Source organism: Nocardia gamkensis NBRC 108242 (genome assembly GCF_001612985.1).
Taxonomy (GTDB): Bacteria; Actinomycetota; Actinomycetes; order Mycobacteriales; family Mycobacteriaceae; genus Nocardia; species Nocardia gamkensis.
This window is the reverse complement of record NZ_BDBM01000009.1, coordinates 45,166-65,479: the sequence shown is the minus strand read 5'-3', so window position 1 is coordinate 65,479 and position 20,314 is coordinate 45,166. Positions and strand designations below refer to the sequence as shown.

18 protein-coding genes are annotated in these 20,314 nt (G+C 70.3%); 15 read left to right on the top strand and 3 right to left on the bottom strand.

The window, feature by feature from the left end; all coding sequences use genetic code 11:
• Positions 1-304: 304 nt before the first annotated feature.
• Positions 305-3,925 (top strand): chromosome segregation protein SMC, encoded by a 3,621-nt coding sequence (smc, locus tag NG1_RS10425; protein ID WP_062969940.1) that lies wholly within the window; start codon positions 305-307, stop codon positions 3,923-3,925.
• Here the strand turns inward: smc and NG1_RS36560 are convergent.
• Positions 3,861-4,136, bottom strand: a complete 276-nt coding sequence (locus tag NG1_RS36560; protein WP_157113964.1) for a hypothetical protein — start codon at positions 4,134-4,136, stop codon at positions 3,861-3,863. The two genes, smc and NG1_RS36560, sit on opposite strands and share 65 nt — an antisense overlap.
• 129 nt (positions 4,137-4,265) lie before the next feature.
• A complete protein-coding gene (locus NG1_RS10420; RefSeq protein WP_062969843.1) occupies positions 4,266-5,186 on the bottom strand; it encodes an NmrA family NAD(P)-binding protein in 921 nt (306 codons plus the stop codon).
• A 106-nt stretch (positions 5,187-5,292) separates the two neighbouring features.
• On the opposite strand from NG1_RS10420, the gene NG1_RS10415 reads away from it, so the two are divergent.
• On the top strand, positions 5,293-6,066 hold the full coding sequence (locus NG1_RS10415) for a TetR/AcrR family transcriptional regulator (protein WP_062969842.1): 774 nt from the start codon (positions 5,293-5,295) through the stop codon (positions 6,064-6,066).
• Positions 6,067-6,196: 130 nt separating this feature from the next.
• On the opposite strand, the gene NG1_RS10410 is transcribed toward NG1_RS10415, so the two are convergent.
• Positions 6,197-6,586, bottom strand: coding sequence for a DUF2237 family protein (locus tag NG1_RS10410; RefSeq protein WP_019048221.1), 390 nt, complete (start codon positions 6,584-6,586; stop codon positions 6,197-6,199).
• 193 nt (positions 6,587-6,779) lie between these two features.
• On the opposite strand from NG1_RS10410, the gene ftsY reads away from it, so the two are divergent.
• The 13 genes from ftsY (at position 6,780) to trmD (ending at position 20,309) form a co-directional block, all read left to right on the top strand.
• Positions 6,780-8,279 (top strand): signal recognition particle-docking protein FtsY, encoded by a 1,500-nt coding sequence (gene ftsY / locus NG1_RS10405; protein WP_062969841.1) that lies wholly within the window; start codon positions 6,780-6,782, stop codon positions 8,277-8,279.
• A gap of 327 nt (positions 8,280-8,606) precedes the next feature.
• Positions 8,607-9,986 (top strand): ammonium transporter, encoded by a 1,380-nt coding sequence (locus NG1_RS10400; RefSeq protein ID WP_062969840.1) that lies wholly within the window; start codon positions 8,607-8,609, stop codon positions 9,984-9,986.
• Positions 9,987-9,990: 4 nt separating this feature from the next.
• Positions 9,991-10,329, top strand: coding sequence for a P-II family nitrogen regulator (locus tag NG1_RS10395; RefSeq protein ID WP_040868325.1), 339 nt, complete (start codon positions 9,991-9,993; stop codon positions 10,327-10,329).
• 83 nt (positions 10,330-10,412) lie between these two features.
• Positions 10,413-12,884 (top strand): [protein-PII] uridylyltransferase, encoded by a 2,472-nt coding sequence (locus NG1_RS10390; RefSeq protein WP_062969839.1) that lies wholly within the window; start codon positions 10,413-10,415, stop codon positions 12,882-12,884.
• Positions 12,885-13,004: 120 nt separating this feature from the next.
• Positions 13,005-13,319, top strand: a complete 315-nt coding sequence (locus NG1_RS10385; RefSeq protein ID WP_040868323.1) for a hypothetical protein — start codon at positions 13,005-13,007, stop codon at positions 13,317-13,319.
• Positions 13,320-13,425: 106 nt separating this feature from the next.
• Positions 13,426-14,988 carry a signal recognition particle protein gene (gene ffh / locus NG1_RS10380; protein ID WP_062969838.1) on the top strand — a complete coding sequence of 521 codons (1,563 nt, stop codon included), beginning with the start codon at positions 13,426-13,428 and terminating at the stop codon, positions 14,986-14,988.
• A gap of 130 nt (positions 14,989-15,118) precedes the next feature.
• Entirely contained in the window at positions 15,119-16,213 is a 1,095-nt protein-coding gene (locus NG1_RS10375; RefSeq protein WP_062969837.1) for an amidohydrolase family protein, read from the top strand.
• 54 nt (positions 16,214-16,267) lie between these two features.
• Positions 16,268-17,251: an LLM class F420-dependent oxidoreductase gene (locus NG1_RS10370; RefSeq protein ID WP_174315405.1), complete on the top strand. Its 984-nt coding sequence runs from the start codon at positions 16,268-16,270 to the stop codon at positions 17,249-17,251.
• A gap of 49 nt (positions 17,252-17,300) precedes the next feature.
• On the top strand, positions 17,301-18,038 hold the full coding sequence (locus NG1_RS10365; RefSeq protein ID WP_062969835.1) for a class I SAM-dependent methyltransferase: 738 nt from the start codon (positions 17,301-17,303) through the stop codon (positions 18,036-18,038).
• A 196-nt stretch (positions 18,039-18,234) separates the two neighbouring features.
• Entirely contained in the window at positions 18,235-18,666 is a 432-nt protein-coding gene (gene rpsP / locus NG1_RS10360; protein WP_062969834.1) for a 30S ribosomal protein S16, read from the top strand.
• 94 nt (positions 18,667-18,760) lie between these two features.
• Positions 18,761-19,003, top strand: a complete 243-nt coding sequence (locus NG1_RS10355; RefSeq protein ID WP_011210690.1) for an RNA-binding protein — start codon at positions 18,761-18,763, stop codon at positions 19,001-19,003.
• The gene (gene rimM / locus NG1_RS10350; RefSeq protein WP_062969833.1) at positions 19,004-19,528 is read left to right on the top strand and encodes a ribosome maturation factor RimM; all 525 of its coding nucleotides are present in this window, start codon (positions 19,004-19,006) and stop codon (positions 19,526-19,528) included.
• Positions 19,529-19,601: 73 nt separating this feature from the next.
• Entirely contained in the window at positions 19,602-20,309 is a 708-nt protein-coding gene (gene trmD / locus NG1_RS10345) for a tRNA (guanosine(37)-N1)-methyltransferase TrmD (protein WP_062969832.1), read from the top strand.
• Positions 20,310-20,314 lie beyond the last annotated feature (5 nt).

Here is a 20,314-nt window from a genome sequence, read left to right as displayed (position 1 = left end):
CACGCAGGGGCGGCGCGCCGTCGCGGGCGAGGCCTCAGTGGTTCGCGGTGCGCGCGCCACCGGTTTCGACCGGGTGCCCCGGACAGTGCGGCGCGCCCTCCGGGCAAACCTCGGGCACATCGAAATGCGCGCGAACCGGTGGCGAGTCGATAACCTACGGATATCGCCGAACCGCCACTCGGCCGCGTGCGCCGTCGGGGCCGGAAAGCGCCCGGCACGCGACGGCTACCATGACTGGTCGCCGGATGCGCTGCCTCGACCGCGCGGAACGCCGACCGGGCAGAACACGGAAAGGTCGTCGAACTTGCACCTGAAGAGTCTGACGTTGAAGGGCTTCAAATCCTTCGCGTCCGCGACGACGCTGCGGTTGGAGCCGGGCATCACGTGCGTGGTCGGTCCGAATGGATCGGGCAAGTCGAACGTCGTCGACGCGCTCACCTGGGTGATGGGCGAGCAGGGTGCGAAGGCGCTGCGGGGCGGCAAGATGCAGGACGTCATCTTCGCCGGCACGGCGGGGCGCGCGCCGCTCGGCCGCGCCGAGGTCACGCTGACCATCGACAATTCCGACGGCGCACTGCCGATCGACTACGCCGAGGTCTCCATCACCCGGCGCATGTTCCGCGACGGGGCGGGCGAATACGAGATCAACGGCAACTCCTGCCGCCTGATGGACGTGCAGGAACTGCTCAGCGACTCAGGTATCGGCCGCGAGATGCACGTCATCGTGGGGCAGGGGCAGCTGTCGGCGATCCTGGAGTCGCGCCCCGAGGACCGCCGCGCGTTCGTCGAAGAGGCCGCCGGTGTGCTCAAGCACCGCAAGCGCAAGGAGAAGGCGGTACGCAAGCTGGAGGCCATGCAGGCCAATCTGGCCCGGCTCACCGACCTCACCACCGAATTGCGCAGGCAACTCAAACCGCTGGGCAGGCAGGCCGAGGTGGCCCGAAGGGCGCAGACCGTGCAGGCCGATCTGCGTGACGCGCGGCTGCGCCTGGCCGCCGACGACCTGGTCACCCGCCGCGCGGAGCTGGCAGGCCAGCAGAGCAAGGAGGCGTACGCGCGCGAGCAGCAGATCACCGTGCAGTCCGAGCTGGACGCCGCCAACGCGGCGCTGGCGCAGCAGGAATTCCAGCTGTCCCGGTTGACGCCGAGCGCCGAGGCCGCCGCGCAGATCTGGTTCCAGCTCTCCGCGCTGGCCGAGCGGGTCAACGCGACCATCCGCATCGCGGGCGACCGGGCGCGGCACCTGGACACCACCGCTCCGGTCGGCGCGGGCCGCGACCCCGAGCAGCTCGAGGCCGAGGCCGATCGTGTCGAGGCCGAGGAGGCCGAGCTGCGCGAGGCGGTCGAGATGGCCACCGAGACGCTGGAGGCGGCCAGAGACCAGCTGGCCGAACGCGAACACGCCGCCAAGGCCGCCGAGCAGGCGCACCTGGCCGCGGTGCGGGCGATCGCCGACCGGCGCGAGGGCGTGGCCCGGTTGGCGGGCAAGGTGGACACCTTGCGGGCCAGAGCGCAGTCGGTGGACGCGGAGATCGCGCGCCTGTCGGTCGCCATCGCCGACGCCCGCCATCGCGGCGAGGCCGCCCAAGCCGAATTCGACACGGTGCAGACCGAGCTCGACGAACTCGACGCGGGCGAGGCCGGTCTGGACGCCCAGCACGAGCACGCGGTACAAGCCCTCGAACTGGCCGATCAGCGCGTCACCGAACTGCGCGAACAGGACCGCGACGCGAGCAAGCGGGTCGCCTCGCTCGGCGCGCGCATCGAGGCGCTCGGGATGAACCTGGCGCGCCGCGACGGGGTGGCTTGGCTGGTGGAGCACCGCGAACAGGGCTTGCTCGGTCCACTCTCGGCGTTGCTGCGCGTGCACGGTGGGTATGAGGCCGCCGTCGCCGCCGCGCTCGGCCCGCTGGCCGACGCCGTCGCCGCCGACACCGGCGAGTCCGCGCACGCCGCCATCCAGGCGCTCAAGGAAGCCGACGGTGGTCGCGCCGCGGTCGTCTTCGGCACCGAGAACGCCGAGGGGCCGCACCCGGGCGCATTGCCCGGTGGTGCCCGCTGGCTGGTCGACGTGGTGGAGTGCCCCGACACCGTGCGCGGCGCGATCGCGGCGCTGACCGCGGGAATCGCCGTGGCCGAGGATCTGCCCGCCGCCCGCGCGCTGGTCGCATCCAGGCCCGGCCTGCGCGTGGTCACCCGCGACGGCGACCTCGCCGGAAACGGCTGGCTGCTCGGCGGTTCCGATCGGGCGCCCAGCCAGCTGGAGATCCAGGCCGACATCGATGCCGCCAAGGCCGAGCTGGTGTCCGCGCAGCGGCGCGCCGAGGAACTCGAGGCCGCGCTGTCCGGTGCGCTCGAGGAACAGGCCGACCGCAAGGATGCCGTCGATCAGGCACTGCTCGCCCTGCACGAATCCGATCAGGCGCTGGTGGCGATCTACGAGCGGCTGGGCAGGCTCGGCCAGACCGCCCGCACCGCACACGCGGAGAGCGAACGGCTGCTCGGCCAGCGCGACGACGCCGAGGCCAACCGGGAAGAGGCGCTGGCCGCGCTGGCCGACCTGGAGGATCGCCTGCGGCACGCGGAATTCGAACAGTCCGAGGTGGATGCCGACGGCGCGGGCGCCGCGGGTACCGAAGCCGCGGGCCGCGCGCGCGAGGAGGCGGCGTCCGCGCTGGCCGAGGCGCGCGCGATGGAGGTCGAGGCCCGGCTCGCCGTGCGCACCGCCGAGGAACGCGCGGAATCGGTGCGCGGCAAGGCGGAGTCGCTACGCCGCGCCGCCCGTGCCGAGCGGGAGAACCGCGCCCGCGCCGAACGCGCGGCGGCCGCGCGCAAGAAGGCGGCCGAGGTGGCCGCCGCTGTCGCCGAATCCGGTGCGAAGATCGCCGCCGAGCTCGAGCGGGTGGTCGCCGCTGCGGGCGCCCGCAGGGACGAACTGGTGCGCAAGCGCTCGGAGTGCGCCGCGCAGGTCGAGCAGATCAAGGAGCGGGTGCGTGCGCTCACCGCGCAGCTGTCCCAGCTCACCGACGCCGTGCACCGGGACGAGGTGGCGAAGGCGCAAGCGGCGTTGCGCATCGAGCAACTGGAGGCGACGATCGCCGAGCAGTTCGGCATCGCGCTGAACGATCTGATCGCCGAGTACGGTCCGGACGTGCCGCTGCCGCCCTCGGCGCTGGAACTACAGGAGTACGAGCAGGCCAAGGAGCGGGGGGAGCAGGTCAGCGAGCCCGCGCCGATGCCCTACGACCGGCAGACCCAGGAACGTCGCGCCAAGCGCGCGGAGAAGGATCTGGCCACCCTCGGCAAGGTGAATCCGCTGGCGCTGGAGGAATTCGCGGCGCTGGAGGAGCGCTACAACTTCCTGGCCACCCAGCTGGAGGACGTCAAGAGCGCGCGCAAGGATCTGCTCGACGTGGTCGCCGAGGTCGACGCCCGCATCCTCCAGGTCTTCACCGAGGCATACGCCGACGTGGAGCGTGAGTTCGTCGGGGTGTTCGCGAAACTGTTCCCCGGCGGCGAGGGCAGGCTGCTGCTCACCGACCCCTCGGACATGCTCACCACCGGCATCGAGGTGGAGGCCCGTCCGCCGGGCAAGAAGGTCAAGCGGCTCTCGCTGCTGTCCGGCGGAGAGAAATCGCTCACCGCGGTCGCGTTGCTGGTGGCCATCTTCCGCGCCCGGCCCTCGCCGTTCTATGTGATGGACGAGGTCGAAGCCGCGCTCGACGACACCAACCTGCGCCGCCTGATCGGCTTGTTCGAGCAGCTGCGGGAGAAGAGCCAGCTGATCGTCATCACCCACCAGAAGCCGACGATGGAGATCGCCGACGCGCTCTACGGCGTCAGCATGCGCGGCGACGGCATCACCCAGGTGATCTCCCAGCGGCTGCGCGGGGAGAATCTGGCGCCGGTCGGCGCGGCGGGCTGAGCCACCGCCCGGTCACCCGCCGGTCGCGGGGAGGGGTGACCGGGCCGACGTCCAGGTCGACCAGCGGATCGTCACCGGAGACGCGGTCGTCGAGCTTCGCGACCGCCACCCATTCCTTGCGCTCGTGGATGTGCTTGCGCGACGGGCCGAATATCTCGTCGACTTCCGCGCCCACCGGGTCGCGCCGGGGACGGCGGGATGCTCGGCGCATGCGTAACACCGTGCCGAGGGTACGCCTGGCGGGGCGATCACCCCGGCGAGCTGGGCGGCGGCTGAGCAGACGTCCGCGGCGTGGTGGGCGGCCTGTCGCGCCGTCACATGCGGATCGGCCGGGCTCTTGTCAGCTGACCGCGGCGGTGGCCTTTTCGCCGTCCAGCAACGCTTTGATCTGCGCCGCACCGGTTTCGGCGAGCCAGGTGTCGAATGTCCGCAGGCCGGGGTGGATTTCGCGGATCTCGTCGACGTCGGCGCGCCAGCCGCCCGTGTGGCGCATCAAACGCCAGGTATTGCCGATCTCCGCGCCGATCGCGTCCGCCTCGGCCTCGCCGATCTCCTGATACCGGACGGAGTGGCCGGTGGCCGCGCTGATCGCCGCGGCGGCCGCGGGCGGGGCGAGCACGTCGCCCGCGAGTTCGAGGACGCGGCCGTGGAAGCGATCCGGGTCGGCGAAGACGAGACCGGCGATATCGCCGATGTCCGCAAGGGCGATCACCTTCATCGGCCCTTCGGCCGGGAAGAGATGCCGGTGTACACCGTCGAAGATGCCGTCGACCGGTGAGGTGCGCAGCAGATAGTTCTCCATGAACCGCACCGGGCGCAGCAGGGTGTAGCGGGCGCCGCTGGCGATGACGGCGTCTTCGATGCGCTTCTTGCCGGTCACGCCCCACGACGCGTTGTCGCCCATCGAGGCGATGCCGGTGAACACGATCTGCCGAACGCCCGCCTCGCGCGCCGCGTCCACGACCGCTCGTCCGCGCGCGGCTTCCAGATCGACATCCCAGCCCTGCGGACTGTATGCGGCCGGCGGGACAAGGAACAGCCCGGTGACACCGGCCAGCGCCGCGGGCAAGGTCTCCGGGGCGTCGAAGTCGCCGACGACGAGTTCGGCGCCCGCCGCGGCCAAGTCCTGTGCGGCCGGTGCCTGCGCGTCGCGGACCAGCGTGCGCACCGCCCTGCCGTCCGCCAGCAGTCTGCGGGCGGTCACGCCGCCCTGCTTGCCGGTGGCGCCGGTGACCAGGATGAGGTTGTGCTGAGGGGACATGCTCCGCCTTCTCTGCTCGTTAGAATCGGGTCGGTCAACCCGGATTCGGACGATACGGGTGGCTCGACCCGATTCACCAGGTCGCTTCCAGGAAGGCCGTAACGAAATGACCACCTCGCTCGCCCCGGACGGGCTGTCCCGAGCCGATGCCCGGCGCAACCGCGCCCTCGTGCTGGCGGCCGCGCAGCGGGCCTTCGCGGAGCAGGGCGCCTCGGTGTCGCTCGCCGAGGTCGCCCGCCGGGCGGGCGTCGGCGCGGGCACCGTCTACCGCCACTTCCCGACGAAAGCCGCTCTGCTGGAAGCCGTAATGCAGCAGCGCATCGACCGCTTGGCGAAAATGGCCGCCGACCGTCTCGGCGCGGCCGACCCCGGCGCCGCCTTCTTCGACCTGTGCACCGCCGTGATCGCGACAACCCCGGGTAACCAGGCGCTGTGCGATCTGGTCCAGTCCGACGACGGCTGGCCGCGGGCGCTGCTGCAGGGCGCGGGCGCGCGTTTCCATCGAGCGCTGGGCGCACTGCTGGCCGCGGCCCAGCGCGAGGGGGCGGTCCGGGCCGACATCGAACTCGACGACGTGCTGGCGATCTTCACCGGATGCGTTGCGATTCAACAACTCCGCAAAGCGCGGGGCGAAGTGGACCGCACCGCGGCGCTCGTGCTCGACGCGCTGCGCGCCCGGCCAGGTGGTCCGGCAGTGACGAAACGGGATGCCGGGATCGAAAACCGTAACGAATCACTCGAACGTAACGAAACCGGGGGCGGTCGCTGCCCGGTGTGCCACGCGGCGGTGCCGCGGGCCGGAACGGGCCGCCGGGCCAGGTATTGCTCGGCGGCATGCCGCCAGAAGGCGCATCGCCGGCGTGTCGCGGCGGCCCGGTAGGAAGAATGGCGCATCTGTGCCATTCGGTGCTCTGCTGCGCCACCCATCCGATCGGACGCTGGTTCACGGTCGGGGGCGGTGGTTTCTCGCGGCGACCCGCCGCGGGCCGAGGAAGGGAATTCCCCCTCGCTCAGAGCAGGTCGCTGACGTCGTCGGGCACGTCGACGGCGTACTTACGCAGGATGTCCATCGAGATCACTTCCAGGGCGTTCTCGTGGGTGGCCGCCAACACCACGGGCGCGGCCACGCCGTCCTCGTGTGCGTGCAGCCACCGCACGGCCACCACGCACCACCGATCGCCGGGCTGGAGGCCGGGAAAATTGTTCTCCGGACGCGGAGTGCTCAAATCATTTCCGATGGAAGCTTGATGCTCCAGGAATTCTGCCGTGACGACGGTGCACACGGTGTGGCTGCCCAGATCCTCCGGCCCGGTACTGCAGCAGCCGTCCCGGTAGAAGCCGGTGAGAGGATCGGTGCCGCACTCTTCCAGCGGCCCCCCAAGCACGTTTCGATCGGTCACGTCGCCGATCCTATTGTCCCTTCGCGAGAAGTTCCGCAGGACAAGAAATCTCGGGGGCTGTGTCGGTGCCGGGCAGGGCTCGTGCACGGCCCGGTACCTGCGGTGTTCCCCGAGGTCACGCCGTCGCCCCGGTGGTGCGACTCGCGCGGCGGGTGCGGCTCGGGGCCCGGCACGTGAGGGTCGGTCTGCAAGGATGGTCCGCGTGAGTCCCGAAGTCTGGATCCTGATCGCCGCGGTCGCCGCACTGCTGCTCGTCGTGCTCGTCGCCGGTTTCGTCCGGTACCGGCGCGGCCGCGTGTCGCTGACACCGCCCACGCAGGACAAGGAGGTGACCGACCGGTCCGGTGGTTACACCGCGTCCGGCGGATTCACCTTCAGCCGGGGCGGCACGGCGACCGAGCCGCAACCGGTCGAGCGCACCGACACCGAAGGACAGCCGCACGTCGGCGACGACGCCGCGATCCCGCGCGACGCGCCCAAACGCGGCATCACCAATGTTCCGTTGCCGGAGGCGGACGTCGCCGAGGCCCCGCCCGCGGCCGGTGGCGCCGCTCCTGCCGAACCGGAGACGGCGGAGCCCGCCACCGGCGAGGCGGCAGCGCCGGAGAGCCCCGTGACCGGCACCGCGCCGGTCACGGCCGACGAGACCGAGGTCGCTGACGCGACCGCCGAGCCGGCCACCGACACCGCGGCCCCGGATGCCACCGCCACCGGAGTCGTCGCTCCCGACACGCCCGCCGGCGTCGAGGCGCCTGTCGCGCTGGAGGAGATCGAGCCCACCGCCGGACGCCTGGTCCGGCTGCGCGGACGGCTGTCGCGCTCGCAGAACGCCGTCGGCAAGAGCCTGCTCGGCCTGCTCGGCGGCGGTGACCTGGACGACGACTCGTGGGAAGAGGTCGAGGACACCCTCGTGCTGGCCGACCTCGGCACCGCCAGCACCACGGCCGTCGTCTCCCGGCTGCGTGCGGAGATGGCGGCGCGCAGCGTGCGCACCACCGACGAGGCGCGTGCGGTGCTGCGCGACGTGCTTGTCGAGCAGTTGCGACCGGAGCTGGACCGCGCGGTGCGCGCGCTGCCGCACCCGGACCACCCGTCGATCCTGCTCGTGGTCGGCGTGAACGGCACCGGCAAGACCACCACCACCGGCAAGCTCGCGCGTGTGCTCGTCGCCGACGGCCGCCGGGTGCTGCTCGGCGCGGCCGACACCTTCCGCGCCGCGGCCGCGGACCAGTTGCAGACCTGGGGTGAGCGGGTCGGCGCCGACACCATCCGCGGCCGTGAGGGCGCCGATCCGGCCGCGGTCGCGTTCGACGCGGTGGCCGCGGGTGTCGAGCGCGGCGTCGATGTGGTGCTGATCGACACCGCGGGGCGGCTGCACACCAAGACGGGGCTGATGGACGAACTGGGCAAGGTCAAGCGGGTCGTGGAGAAGAAAGCCGCCGTGGACGAGGTCCTCCTCGTGCTGGACGCGACGGTCGGGCAGAACGGACTGACCCAGGCCCGGGTGTTCGCCGAAGTGGTGGATATCACCGGCGTCGTGCTGACCAAGCTGGACGGCACGGCCAAGGGTGGCATCGTCTTCCAGGTCCAGCACGAACTGGGCGTGCCGGTGAAGCTGGTCGGACTCGGCGAGGGCGCCGACGATCTGGCTCCGTTCGAGCCGGCCGCGTTCGTGGACGCGCTGCTGGGCTGATCCTTCCGCTTCGAAAGGGGCTGCGGCCCGTGGCGTTCCGGTCGGCGGTGCGCCGCGAGCCGCTCCCCGCCGGGATGCGAGGCCGATCACACCCCGGATGTTTGCCGAGTCCTCCTCCGCTGTAACGAATGTCCGATTTCCGGGTGCGGGCCTCACAGCGCCGCGAAACGCCCGGTGTAGGTGACGAAACGTAGTGGCAACACGGCTATGCCATCCGTTCACGTAGGTGAAACACGTCAGCTCTACGGATGAAACACCGAGTAAGGACCCTTCTGTTCAGGTCCATTTGCCGGAATCGGCGGGGCCCGAGATGAGGAGGACATTAAGGTGGCTTTTCCACTTACCGGTGCACCGGATACCGGTGACACCGCCTGGATGCTGGCGAGCTCGGCGCTGGTGTTGCTGATGACGCCGGGCCTTGCTTTCTTCTACGGTGGCATGGTCCGGTCGAAGTACGTGCTCAACATGATCATGATGAGCATCAGCGCCATGGGCCTGGTCGGCGTGCTGTGGTCGCTGTACGGATACTCGACGGCTTTCGGCGACAACAAATTCGGCGTGATCGGTGACCCGACCCAGTTCTTCGGCCTCAAGGGCTTGATCGGGGGCAACTCGGTCGCCGAGGTCAAGGACGCGGCGGGCGCGGTCACCACCGAAGCGGTGAACATCCCGCTCGCGGGCACGATCCCGGCCACCGTCTTCGTCGCCTTCCAATTGATGTTCGCCATCATCACGGTTGCCCTCATCTCGGGCGCGGTCGCCGACCGCTTGAAGTTCGGCGCGTGGCTGCTGTTCGCGGGCATCTGGTCCACGGTGGTCTACTTCCCGGTCGCACACTGGGTGTTCGACTTCGACGTCAAGGACGCCGACGGCAACGTCGTGCACGAGGGCGGCTGGATCGCGAACAAACTGCTCGCGGTCGACTTCGCGGGTGGCACGGCGGTGCACATCAACGCCGGTGCCGCCGGTCTGGCCCTGGTGCTGGTGCTCGGCAAGCGCAAGGGCTGGCCGACGACCCCGTTCCGTCCGCACAACCTGCCGTTCGTCATGCTTGGCGCCGGTCTGCTGTGGTTCGGCTGGTTCGGCTTCAACGCCGGTTCCGCGGTGACCTCCGGCGGCCTCGCCGGTTCGACCTTCGTCACCACAACCGTCGCGACCTGCGCCGCCATGCTGGCCTGGCTGCTGGTGGAGAAGATCCGCGACGGCAAGCCCACCTCGCTCGGCGCGGCATCGGGCATCGTGGCGGGCCTGGTCGCCATCACCCCGTCGTGTTCCTCGGTGAACGTGCTCGGCGCGCTGGCCATCGGCGCGATCGCGGGCGCGTTGTGCGCCCTCGCGGTCGGCCTGAAGTTCAAGTTCGGTTTCGACGACTCGCTCGACGTGGTCGGCGTGCACCTGGTCGGCGGCATCGTCGGCACCCTGATGGTCGGTTTCGTCGCGGCGCCCGAGGCGGGTGCGGGCAAGACCGGTCTGCTCTACGGCGGTGGCGTCGATCAGTTGTGGCGGCAAGCGGTGGGCGCCGGTGTGGTACTTGCGTTCTCCTTCGTCGCGACGCTGATCATTGCCTATATCGTGAAGTTCACCATTGGGCTGCGCGTGAGCGAGGAAGCAGAGTCGGTGGGCTTGGACGAGTCCGAGCACGCGGAAACCGCCTACGACTTCGCCGCTCTGGGTAGCACGGCACGTTCGGCCGTCAAGGAGGCATGACGACATGAAACTGATCACCGCAATCGTCAAACCGTTCACGCTCGAGGACGTCAAGTCCGGGCTCGAGCAGGCGGGTGTGCTGGGCATGACCGTCAGCGAGGTCCAAGGGTACGGCCGGCAGAAGGGCCACACCGAGGTGTACCGCGGCGCGGAGTACTCCGTCGACTTCGTGCCGAAGGTCCGCGTGGAGGTCGTCGTGGACGACGCGTCCGTCGACAAGGTCGTGGAAGTGATCGTGGAGGCCTCCCGCACCGGCAAGATCGGCGACGGCAAGGTCTGGGTAACCCCGGTGGAGTCCATCATCCGGGTTCGGACCGGCGAACGCGGCACCGACGCGCTGTAGCGGGATATCGATCGAGCGGCGGCCCCGCTCCCGCCGGAGCTCCGGCCGGGGCGGGGCCGCGCGCATGAACTGGGCGGTGGGTTGTGGGTAGTCAGTACGAGCACGACGGTGAGCCGAAGGTCACCGGAGGCAGCGGCAAGGTGTCCAACGGGGCGGCCGACCTGGTCCGCGCGCGAAGCCAACTGCTCGACGGCGGCCAGCCGCGCAATCCCCGGCTGGACGCCGAGTCGCTGCGCCAGGCCTTGGTCGACCTCTACGAACTGTGGCTCACGAGCAAGGGCGCCGAACTGGGCATCGCCCCCGACAGCGGCTTGGCCGTGGTGGCCGTCGGCGGTCTGGGTCGCGGCGAGATGCTGCCGTACTCCGATCTGGATCTGGTGCTGCTGCACGACGACGTCGACCCGGCCCGGGTGGCCGAGGTCGCCGATCAGCTCTGGTATCCGCTGTGGGACGCGCACATCAAACTCGACCACAGTGTGCGGACCGTTCCGCAGGCGTTGCGGGTGGCAGCGGACGACCTCATCGCCGCGCTGGGCATGCTCGAGGCCAGGCACATCGTCGGCGACCAGGACTTGAGCAATCTGCTGATCGGCGGGGTGCGCCGGGAATGGCGCACCGGGATCCGCTCCCGCTTCGACGAGCTCATCGCCCAGGCGCAGACCCGATGGGAGCGCAACGGCGAGATCGCCCACCGCGCCGAGCCCGACCTGAAGAACGGGCGCGGTGGCCTGCGCGACATCCAGCTGCTCGACGCCCTGGCCATCGCCCAGCTGACCGACGCCATGCCCGGCCTCGGTCCGGACGTGCCCGGCGGCGGATTGAAACAGGCGCATCGGCGCCTGCTCGACGTGCGAACCGAACTGCACCGGGTGGCGGGCCGGGCCCGCGACCAGCTGCGGGCGCAGGACGCCGACGAGATCGGCGCGGCCCTGCGCGTCGGCGATCGGTTCGATCTGGCTCGCACCCTGAGCGATTCGGCCCGGACGGTCAGTTACTCCGTGGACGTCGGGTTGCGCACCGCGGCCAACTCGCTGCCGCGCCGGGGCCTGGCGCGCCTGCGCCGGATGCCGGTGCGCAGGCCGCTGGACGAGGGAGTGGTCGAGCACGCGGGCGAGGTGGTGCTGGCCCGGGATGCCCGCCCGCAGCGCGATCCCGGCCTCATCCTGCGCGTGGCTGCGGCGTCCGCGCAGACCGGCCTGCCGATGTCGGCCACCACCCTCAACCGGCTCTCCGAGGACGCCCCCGAGCTACGCGAGCCGTGGCCCAAGGACGCCCTCAACGACCTGCTGGTCCTGTTGGGCGCGGGCCGCGGCACCATCGACGCGGTCGAGGCGCTGGACCGGACCGGACTGTGGGGCAGGCTGCTGCCGGAATGGGGAGCCGTGCGCGACCTGCCGCCGCGCGATGTCCAGCACATCTGGACCGTCGACCGCCACCTCATGGAGACGGTCGCCTACGCGGGCGGGCTGAGCACCCGGGTGGCCCGCCCGGACCTGCTCGCCCTCGGCGCGCTGCTGCACGACATCGGCAAGGGCCGCGCGGGCGATCACAGCCTCGTCGGCGCGGAACTCGCCACGCACATCGGCCGCCGCCTCGGTTTGTGGCCCTCGGACGTGCGGACGCTCAGCGCGATCGTCCGCCACCACCTGCTGCTGCCGGAAACCGCCACCCGGCGCGACCTGTCCGATCCGGAGACGGTGCGCTCCGTCGTCGAGACCCTCGACGGCGATCCGCAGCTGCTGGAACTGCTGCACACACTGGCCGAGGCGGACTCGCTGGCCACCGGCCCCGGTGTGTGGGGCGACTGGAAGGCCTCGCTGATCGGTGAGCTGGTCCGCCGCTGCCGACTGGTCATGGCGGGCGACCAGCTGCCGACGCCGGAGCCGATCGCACCGGAACTGATCGAGAAGGCCCGCGCGGGCGGGGTGCATGTGGACCTGAAGCCCGGTGAGAGCAAACACACCTACACGGTGACCGTCATCGCGCCGGACAGCCCAGGGCTGCTCTCCGACGCCGCCGGTGTGCTCGCGCTGCACTCGCTGCGGGTGCTGTCGGCCGCGCTGGGGGTCGAAGGCGCGTCCGCGGTGGACACTTTCGTCGTCGCTCCCAAGTTCGGCGATCCGCCGGACCCGGGCCTGCTGCGCCAGGAACTGATCCGCGCCACGGCCGGCGATCTGGATGTGCCCGGGGCGCTGGCCAAACGCGAGCGGGAGGCGAGCACCATCGGCCGCAGCCGGTACGCGCAGGCTCGGCCCCGAGTGATCTGGTCGGACACCTCCGCACCCGGCCAGGTGATCCTGGAGTTGCGCGCCGAGGACCGGGTGGGCCTGCTCAGCCGCCTGGCCGCCGAACTGGCCGCCTGCGGAGCCGACGTCCGCTGGGCCAAGGTCGTCACGATGGGATCGGCGGTGGTCGACAGCTTCTGCCTGGATCTGGGATCCGAGGACGGCCCCGCCCGCCGGGAAGCGATCGAGAAAGCGCTCCTCGCGGTGGTTCCCAAAACTGCGCCCAAACCGCCCGAAGCGACTGCTTCTGACTCGGAAAGTAGCCGCTAGCTGCGCATAATCCGGTGATCAATCTGTTGCAGGATATTTGCTGCATCCGAACTCCCGCTCGGCGGCCGGACCATACGATCTAGGGCGTCCGGCTATCGCGAGCACGAGGGGAGCAGGTCGATGGCAATCGAAGTCGTTTCGGCGTCCACGATGACGAGTGACGAGACCACGCACATGGCACGCTGCGTCGGCGGCGACCGCTGGGTGGTCTCCTGGCTTCCGGGTCGCACATTGACCGGGCGACAGGCGGTGACCGCGATGACGATCGCGTCCAGGGTCGCCACCTCGCCCATCCCGAGCACGGCGGAGTGGGCTGTCCTCGACGACCTGGCCCTGGAACTGGGCCTGACCGCCAACGAGGCGGTCTTCATGGTGGCCGAGGAGAACCACGACTACCGCAAAACCGCCAAGCCACGCCGCCGCGTGCTCGACTAGCAGGCCCGCGCTCGGCCCGGAAGGACGCACCGCCTGCGCGAACACGCGGGTGATCCCATTACCCTGGGAGAGAATGTGACGTCCCCCGAGATCAGGAGCGCGATCGGTGTTCGAATCCCTGTCCGACCGGCTTACCGGTGCCCTCAAGGATCTGCGCGGTAAGGGGCGTCTGTCACCGGCCGACATCGACGCCACCTGCCGCGAGATCCGCCTCGCGCTGCTGGAGGCCGACGTCGCGCTGCCCGTCGTCCGCGGCTTCATCGGACGGATCAAGGAGCGCGCCAAGGGCGCCGAGGTCAGCGCGGCGCTGAACCCGGCCCAGCAGGTCGTGAAGATCGTCAACGAGGAACTCGTCGGCATCCTCGGCGGCGAGACCAGGCGGCTGAACCTGGCCAAGAACCCGCCGACGGTGGTCATGCTGGCCGGTCTGCAGGGTTCCGGTAAGACCACGCTCGCGGGCAAGCTGGCGAAGTTGCTGAAGGGGCAGGGTCATCAGCCGTTGCTGGTGGCGTGCGACCTGCAGCGTCCCGGCGCCGTCACCCAGCTGCAAGTGGTCGGCGAGCGCGCGGGCGTGCCCGTCTACGCGCCGCACCCCGGCACGTCCGTCGGCGGCGGGGAGAACCCGCTGGGCATCTCGGCCGCCGATCCGGTGAACGTGGCGCGCGGTGGTGTCGAGGAGGCGCGCCAGAAGCAGTACGACGTGGTCATCGTCGACACCGCGGGCCGTCTCGGCATCGACGAGGAACTCATGCGCCAGGCGGCGGGCATCCGCGACGCCGTGCAACCGGACGAGACCCTGTTCGTGCTCGACGCGATGATCGGCCAGGACGCGGTCAACACCGCCGAGGCGTTCCGCGACGGCGTCGGCTTCACCGGTGTGGTGCTCACCAAGCTCGACGGCGACGCCCGTGGTGGCGCGGCGCTGAGCGTCCGCGAGGTCACCGGTGTGCCGATCCTGTACGCCTCGACCGGTGAGAAGCTCGAGGACTTCGACGTCTTCCACCCGGACCGTATGGCCAGCCGCATCCTCGGCATGGGTGACGTGCTCACCCTGATCGAGCAAGCCGAGCAGGTCTACGACGCCGAACAGGCCGAGGAGGCCGCGCGCAAGATCGGCAGCGGCGAACTCACCCTCGAGGACTTCCTCGACCAGATGCTGGCCATCCGCAAGATGGGCCCGATCGGCAACCTGCTCGGCATGCTGCCGGGCGCGGGCCAGATGAAGGATGTGCTCGCGCAGGTCGACGACAAGCAACTCGATCGCGTGCAGGCGATCATCCGCGGCATGACCCCGGCCGAACGGGCGAATCCGAAGATCATCAACGCCTCCCGCCGCCTGCGCATCGCCAACGGTTCCGGCGTCCAGGTCTCCGACGTCAATCAGCTCGTCGACCGCTTCTTCGAGGCCAAGAAGATGATGGCGATGATGGGCCGCCAGATGGGGCTGCCCGGCAGCCGCCGGGGCAACGCGAAGAAGGGCAAGAAGGGCAAGAAGGGTGGGCGCGGCCCCACGCCGCCGAAGGTGCGCGGCGGCTTCCCGGGAATGGGCGGTATGCCCGGCCTGCCTGCCGGAATGCCCGACCTGTCGAACATGCCCGCGGGCTTGGACGAGTTGCCGCCCGGGCTGGAGGGGTTCGACCTCAGCAAGCTGAAGTTCCCGAAGAAGTAGGGCACTTCGCCGCGGCAGGCCCCTTCGGTCGGATGGGCGTCGCCGTCCCGCGGTCACCCGGTGCGTGGGTGACCGTCGCGGGAATCGCCCAGTGGGTTGGAGACGGCCGGTGACATCCAGGAGGTTTTTCGTGCATCTGCGAGGTGTGGTTCTCCCCGAGGACGAGGTGCGCGATCTCTGGGTGCGCGACGGCCTGGTGTCGTTCGAACCCGTACCGGGTGCCGAAACGCTGTGCGATGCGGGATGGATCGTGCCGGGCCTGGTCGACGCGCACTGTCACGTCGGCATCCGGTACGGCGGCGGCCACGAGGACCGCGCGGGCGCCGTCGCGCAAGCCGAGACCGAGCGTGACGCCGGGGCGCTGCTGCTGCGCGACGCGGGCTCGCCGATCGACACCCGTTTCATCGACGACCACGAGGACCTGCCGCGGATCATCCGCGCCGGCCGCCACATCGCCCGCCCGAAGCGCTACATTCGCGAATTGGGCATCGAACTCGACGACGAACGCGATCTGCCGGAGATCGTCGCCGAGCAGGCCCGCCTCGGTGACGGCTGGGTCAAGATCGTCGGCGACTGGATCGACCGCTCCGTCGGCGACCTGCGCCCACTGTGGAGCGACGCGATCCTGAAGGAGGCCATCGACGCGGCGCACGCCAACGGCGCCCGGGTCACCGCGCACGTCTTCGGCGAGGACGCGCTACCCGGCTTGATCAACGCTGGTATCGACTGCCTGGAGCATGGCACCGGCCTGACCGAGGAAACCATCGAGATGATGGTCGAGCACGGCACCGCCCTGGTCCCCACCCTGGTCAACATCGACACCTTCCCCGACATCGCCGACAGCGCGGGCAAATTCCCCGTCTACGCCTCGCACATGCGCGATCTGCACCGTCGGGTGCGCGGCACGGTCGCCGCCGCGCACGAGGCGGGCGTGCCGATCTTCGCGGGCACCGACGCGGGCGGCTCCATCCGCCACGGGCGCATCGCCGACGAGATCGCCGCGCTCGGCGCAGCGGGCCTGTCCGCGCACGACGCGCTCGGCGCGGCCTCCTGGAATGCCCGCGACTGGCTCGGGCGGCCCGGTATCGAAGACGGTGCCCCCGCGGATTTCGTCGTCTATCAAGAGGATCCGCGCACCCATCCGGAAACGCTCGGCACGCCGTACGCCGTGGTCCTGCGCGGGCGGGTGTACGGCGCGCACGGCCCGGTCACCGGCCATCGATAACTCGTCATCGCGGCTCACCCGCGCGTTCGCCGACGCGGCGTAAGGTCGGATTCCGTGACAATTCGCCTCGGTTATCAGATGCCCAACTTCAGCTACGGCAAGTCGGTGCGCGAACTCTTCCCCACGGTTGTCGCGCAGGCCAGAGAGGCCGAAGCCGCGGGTTTCGACACGGCCTTCGTGATGGACCACTTCTATCAGCTGCCCGGCATCGGCACGCCCGACGAGCCGATGCTCGAGGCGTACACCGCGCTCGGCGGTCTGGCCACGGCGACGGAGCGAATCCAGTTGTCGGCGTTGGTCACCGGCAACACCTACCGCAACCCGGCCATGCTCGCCAAGACCGTCACGACGCTGGACGTGGTCAGCGGTGGCCGCGCGGTGCTCGGCATCGGCGCGGGCTGGTTCGAACTCGAGCACCGCTCCTTCGGCTACGAATTCGGGACGTTCACCGACCGCTTCGAGCGGCTGGAGGAGGCCCTGCGGATCATCCAGCCGATGCTGCGCGGGGAACGCCCCACGTTCCAGGGCAAGTGGTATCAGGTCGAGCAGGCCATGAACGAGCCGCGCGTCCGCGACGATCTGCCGATCCTGCTCGGCGGCAGCGGCGAGAAGAAGACCTTCGGCCTGGCTGCCCGCTTCGCCGACCACCTCAACATCATCTGCAACGCCTCCGAACTGCCGCGCAAGATCGAGGCGCTGCGGGCACGCTGCGCCGAAGCCGGCCGGGACCCGCAGACCCTGGAGACCAGCTACCTGTGCTTCGTGATGATGGACGAGGACGGCGATCTGGTACGCAAGCAGCAGCGGGATTACCTGAGCCGCATGGGTATCGACCTGTCGGCGATGTCGGACTCCGAGCGCGCGCAGAGTCCGGCCGACCGTCAGTTCGTCGGCACACCGGACGATGTTGCCGAACAGCTGCGGACCCGCGTTCTGGACCAGGGTGTCGACGGACTGATCATCAACATGGTGTTCAACGGGCACGAGGAGGGCGCGGTCGAGCTCGCCGGACGTACTTTTGCTCCGCTGGTGCGCTGACGAGCGAGAACCGGGTCCGAATGCCGTTGGCGCCGGATACAATCGGCCGATGATAGCCCCTCCGTGGCGCGCGTCGTACGGTATCGACGCGCCGTCGGTGCTGCTGTTGCTGGGAGTTCTCGCGGTCGGGTATCTCGCCGCCGCCCTGGTGGTGGCGCTGTTCGGGCAGCTGCGCCCGAGTCTGCTGCTGCTGGTCATCGGCGTAGTGCTGGCGGCGCAGTTCGGGTTGTTCCTGCACGCCACCCGCCGGGGCAAGTTCCGGGTCTGGGCGGGTCTGCTCGACGACCTCGACCTGCGCGGCGACGAACGACTACTGGACATGGGATGCGGCCGCGGGGCGGTGCTGCTCGCCGCCGCGCGGCGTCTACCCGCCGGGCGCGCGGTGGGCCTGGACCTGTGGTGCTCGGCCGACCACTGCGGGAACATCCCGGCCACCGCCGAGCAGAACGCGCTCGCCGAGAACGTCGCCGACCGGATCGAGCTGCGCACCGGCGACATGACCCGCATGCCCTTTCCGGACGGCGCGTTCGACGTCGTCGTCTCCAGCTTGGCGATTCACACGATCAAGACCGCCGAGGGCCGCGCGAGCGCGGTCCGGGAGGCGTGCCGCGTGCTGCGTCCCGGCGGCAAGCTGGTCATCGTCGATATCGGCAAGACCCGCGATTACCGCGCCGTCGTGGCGGCGCACGGCGCGACAGCCCTCACCCTGCGCCCCGTGGGATGGCAGATGTGGTGGGGCGGTCCCTGGGTGCCCACCCGCGCGCTCACCGCCACCGCTGCGGGCTAGCCGCACCGAGGAGACGCGATTTCCGGCGTGATCATGCGGTCTGGCACAATGGACCACCGTCCTTCCGGACAAGTGGCAGCCCGTCTCCGGTTCCGTACCGCGCGGCGGTCACACACTCGAAAGCGCAAAACCGGGCTCGCAGACCATGCGGGTCGCCGAATTGCGTCGTGACCAACCAACGAAAGGCAGATCAGCAGTGGCTGTTCGCATCAAGCTCACCCGCCTGGGCAAGATCCGCAACCCGCAGTACCGCGTCGTCGTCGCCGACGCCCGCACCCGCCGCGACGGCCGGGCCATCGAGTCCATCGGCAAGTACCACCCGAAGGAAGAGCCCTCGCTGATCGAGATCAACTCCGAGCGCGTGCAGTACTGGCTGGGCGTCGGCGCGCAGCCGACCGAGCCGGTCCTCCAGCTGCTGAAGATCACCGGTGACTGGCAGAAGTTCAAGGGCATCGAGGGCGCCGAGGGCACCCTGAAGACCAAGTCGGCCAAGCCGTCCAAGCTGGACCTGTTCAACGCCGCGCTGGCCGCCGCCGACAACGAGCCGGTCGCCGAGGCGGTCACTCCCAAGAAGAAGGGCAAGAAGGACGCCGAAGAGGGCGCCGAGTCCGCCGAGGCCGCCGAGTAATGAGCCGGCCTCACCCGTCCACCCGCTACCCGTCCCGAGCCGTGCACAGACCGGCCCCGGCGACGGGTGAGTCGCGTCTCGAGGTGATGGAACAGTGAGCGCCGTCGTCGCCGATGCCGTCGAGCACTTGGTGCGCGGCATCGTCGCCAACCCCGACGACGTCCGCGTCGAGCTGATCACCGGCCGCCGCGGGCGCACCGTCGAGGTGCACGTCCATCCCGACGACCTGGGTAAGGTGATCGGCCGCGGCGGACGTACCGCGACCGCGCTGCGCACCCTCGTGGCCGGTATCGGCGGCCGGGGCATCCGGGTCGACGTGGTCGACACCGACCAGTAGATGGAACTCGTCGTCGGACGGGTCGCCAAGTCGCACGGCGTGCGCGGCGAACTCGTCGTCGAGGTACGCACCGACGAGCCCGAGGCGCGTTTCGCGCCGGGCACGACATTGCGCGGCCGGCTGCCCCGAGCGGCGGAGGTCCGCGAGTTCACCGTGGAGTCGGCCCGGGAGCACTCGGGCCGGCTTCTGGTGTGCCTGGTCGGCGTGACCGATCGCACCGGGTCCGACGCGCTACGCGGCATGCTGTTCGTGGTCGACAGCGCCGACCTCCCGCCTTCCGAGGACCCGGACGAGTTCTACGACCACGAGCTGGAGGGGCTGGAGGTCCGGCTCCTCGACGGCACCGTGGTCGGCTCCGTGCGTGAAGTGCTGCATTCCGCCGCCGGGGAGCTGCTCGACGTGCGCGCCGCCGAGGACGGACGGGAGATCTTGATCCCGTTCGTCACCGCCATCGTGCCCACTGTGTCGCTCGCCGACGGTGTGATCGTGATCGATCCGCCCGAGGGTCTGCTCGACCCCGAATGATGCGGCGCGAGCCTCGATCGCGCGTCGCTCACCCGGCCGGTGCGAGGCGGCCCGGCGGCGAGAGGAGACAGAGATGAGAATCGACGTCGTCACGATCTTCCCGGAGTACCTGGAGCCGCTGCGCACGGCACTGCTCGGTAAGGCGATCGACAGGGGCCTGATCTCCCTCACGGTGCACGACCTGCGCGGCTGGACCCACGACGTGCACAAGTCGGTCGACGACGCTCCCTACGGGGGCGGGCCCGGCATGGTGATGAAGCCGACCGTGTGGGGTGACGCGCTCGACGAGGTCTGTCCCGATGACGCCCTGCTCGTGGTTCCCACTCCGGCGGGCGTGCCGTTCACGCAGGCGACCGCGCACCGCTGGGCCGCAGAGCGGCATCTCGTGTTCGCCTGCGGCCGCTACGAGGGCATCGACCAGCGCGTCTTCGACGACGCCGCTCGCCGTGTGCGGGTGGAGGAGGTCAGCATCGGCGACTACGTGCTGATCGGCGGCGAGGCGGCCGTGCTGGTGATGACCGAGGCCGTGGTCCGGCTGCTGCCCGGCGTGCTCGGCAATCAGCAGTCCCATCAAGAGGATTCGTTCTCCGACGGCTTGCTCGAAGGCCCCAGTTACACCCGCCCGGTCACCTGGCGCGGCCTCGACGTCCCGCCGATCCTGCTGTCCGGCGACCACGCGAAAGTGGCCGCCTGGCGGCGCGAACAAGCTCTCGCCAGGACCCGCGAACGCCGCCCGGACTTGCTTCCGGACCAGGGCACGGTGCACGAACCCGGCCGATAGACAGG

What these genes read in the sequence shown, in the direction of transcription:
- NG1_RS36560 (WP_157113964.1), bottom strand. Translation starts at nt 4,136, where the DNA reads ATGCGCCGAGCATCCCGCCGTCCCCGGCGCGACCCGGTGGGCGCGGAA.
- NG1_RS10420 (WP_062969843.1), bottom strand. Translation starts at nt 5,186, where the DNA reads ATGTCCCCTCAGCACAACCTCATCCTGGTCACCGGCGCCACCGGCAAG.
- NG1_RS10415 (WP_062969842.1), top strand. Translation starts at nt 5,293, where the DNA reads ATGACCACCTCGCTCGCCCCGGACGGGCTGTCCCGAGCCGATGCCCGG.
- ftsY (WP_062969841.1), top strand. Translation starts at nt 6,780, where the DNA reads ATGGTCCGCGTGAGTCCCGAAGTCTGGATCCTGATCGCCGCGGTCGCC.
- NG1_RS10395 (WP_040868325.1), top strand. Translation starts at nt 9,991, where the DNA reads ATGAAACTGATCACCGCAATCGTCAAACCGTTCACGCTCGAGGACGTC.
- NG1_RS10385 (WP_040868323.1), top strand. Translation starts at nt 13,005, where the DNA reads ATGGCAATCGAAGTCGTTTCGGCGTCCACGATGACGAGTGACGAGACC.
- NG1_RS10365 (WP_062969835.1), top strand. Translation starts at nt 17,301, where the DNA reads ATGATAGCCCCTCCGTGGCGCGCGTCGTACGGTATCGACGCGCCGTCG.
- rimM (WP_062969833.1), top strand. Translation starts at nt 19,004, where the DNA reads ATGGAACTCGTCGTCGGACGGGTCGCCAAGTCGCACGGCGTGCGCGGC.
- trmD (WP_062969832.1), top strand. Translation starts at nt 19,602, where the DNA reads ATGAGAATCGACGTCGTCACGATCTTCCCGGAGTACCTGGAGCCGCTG.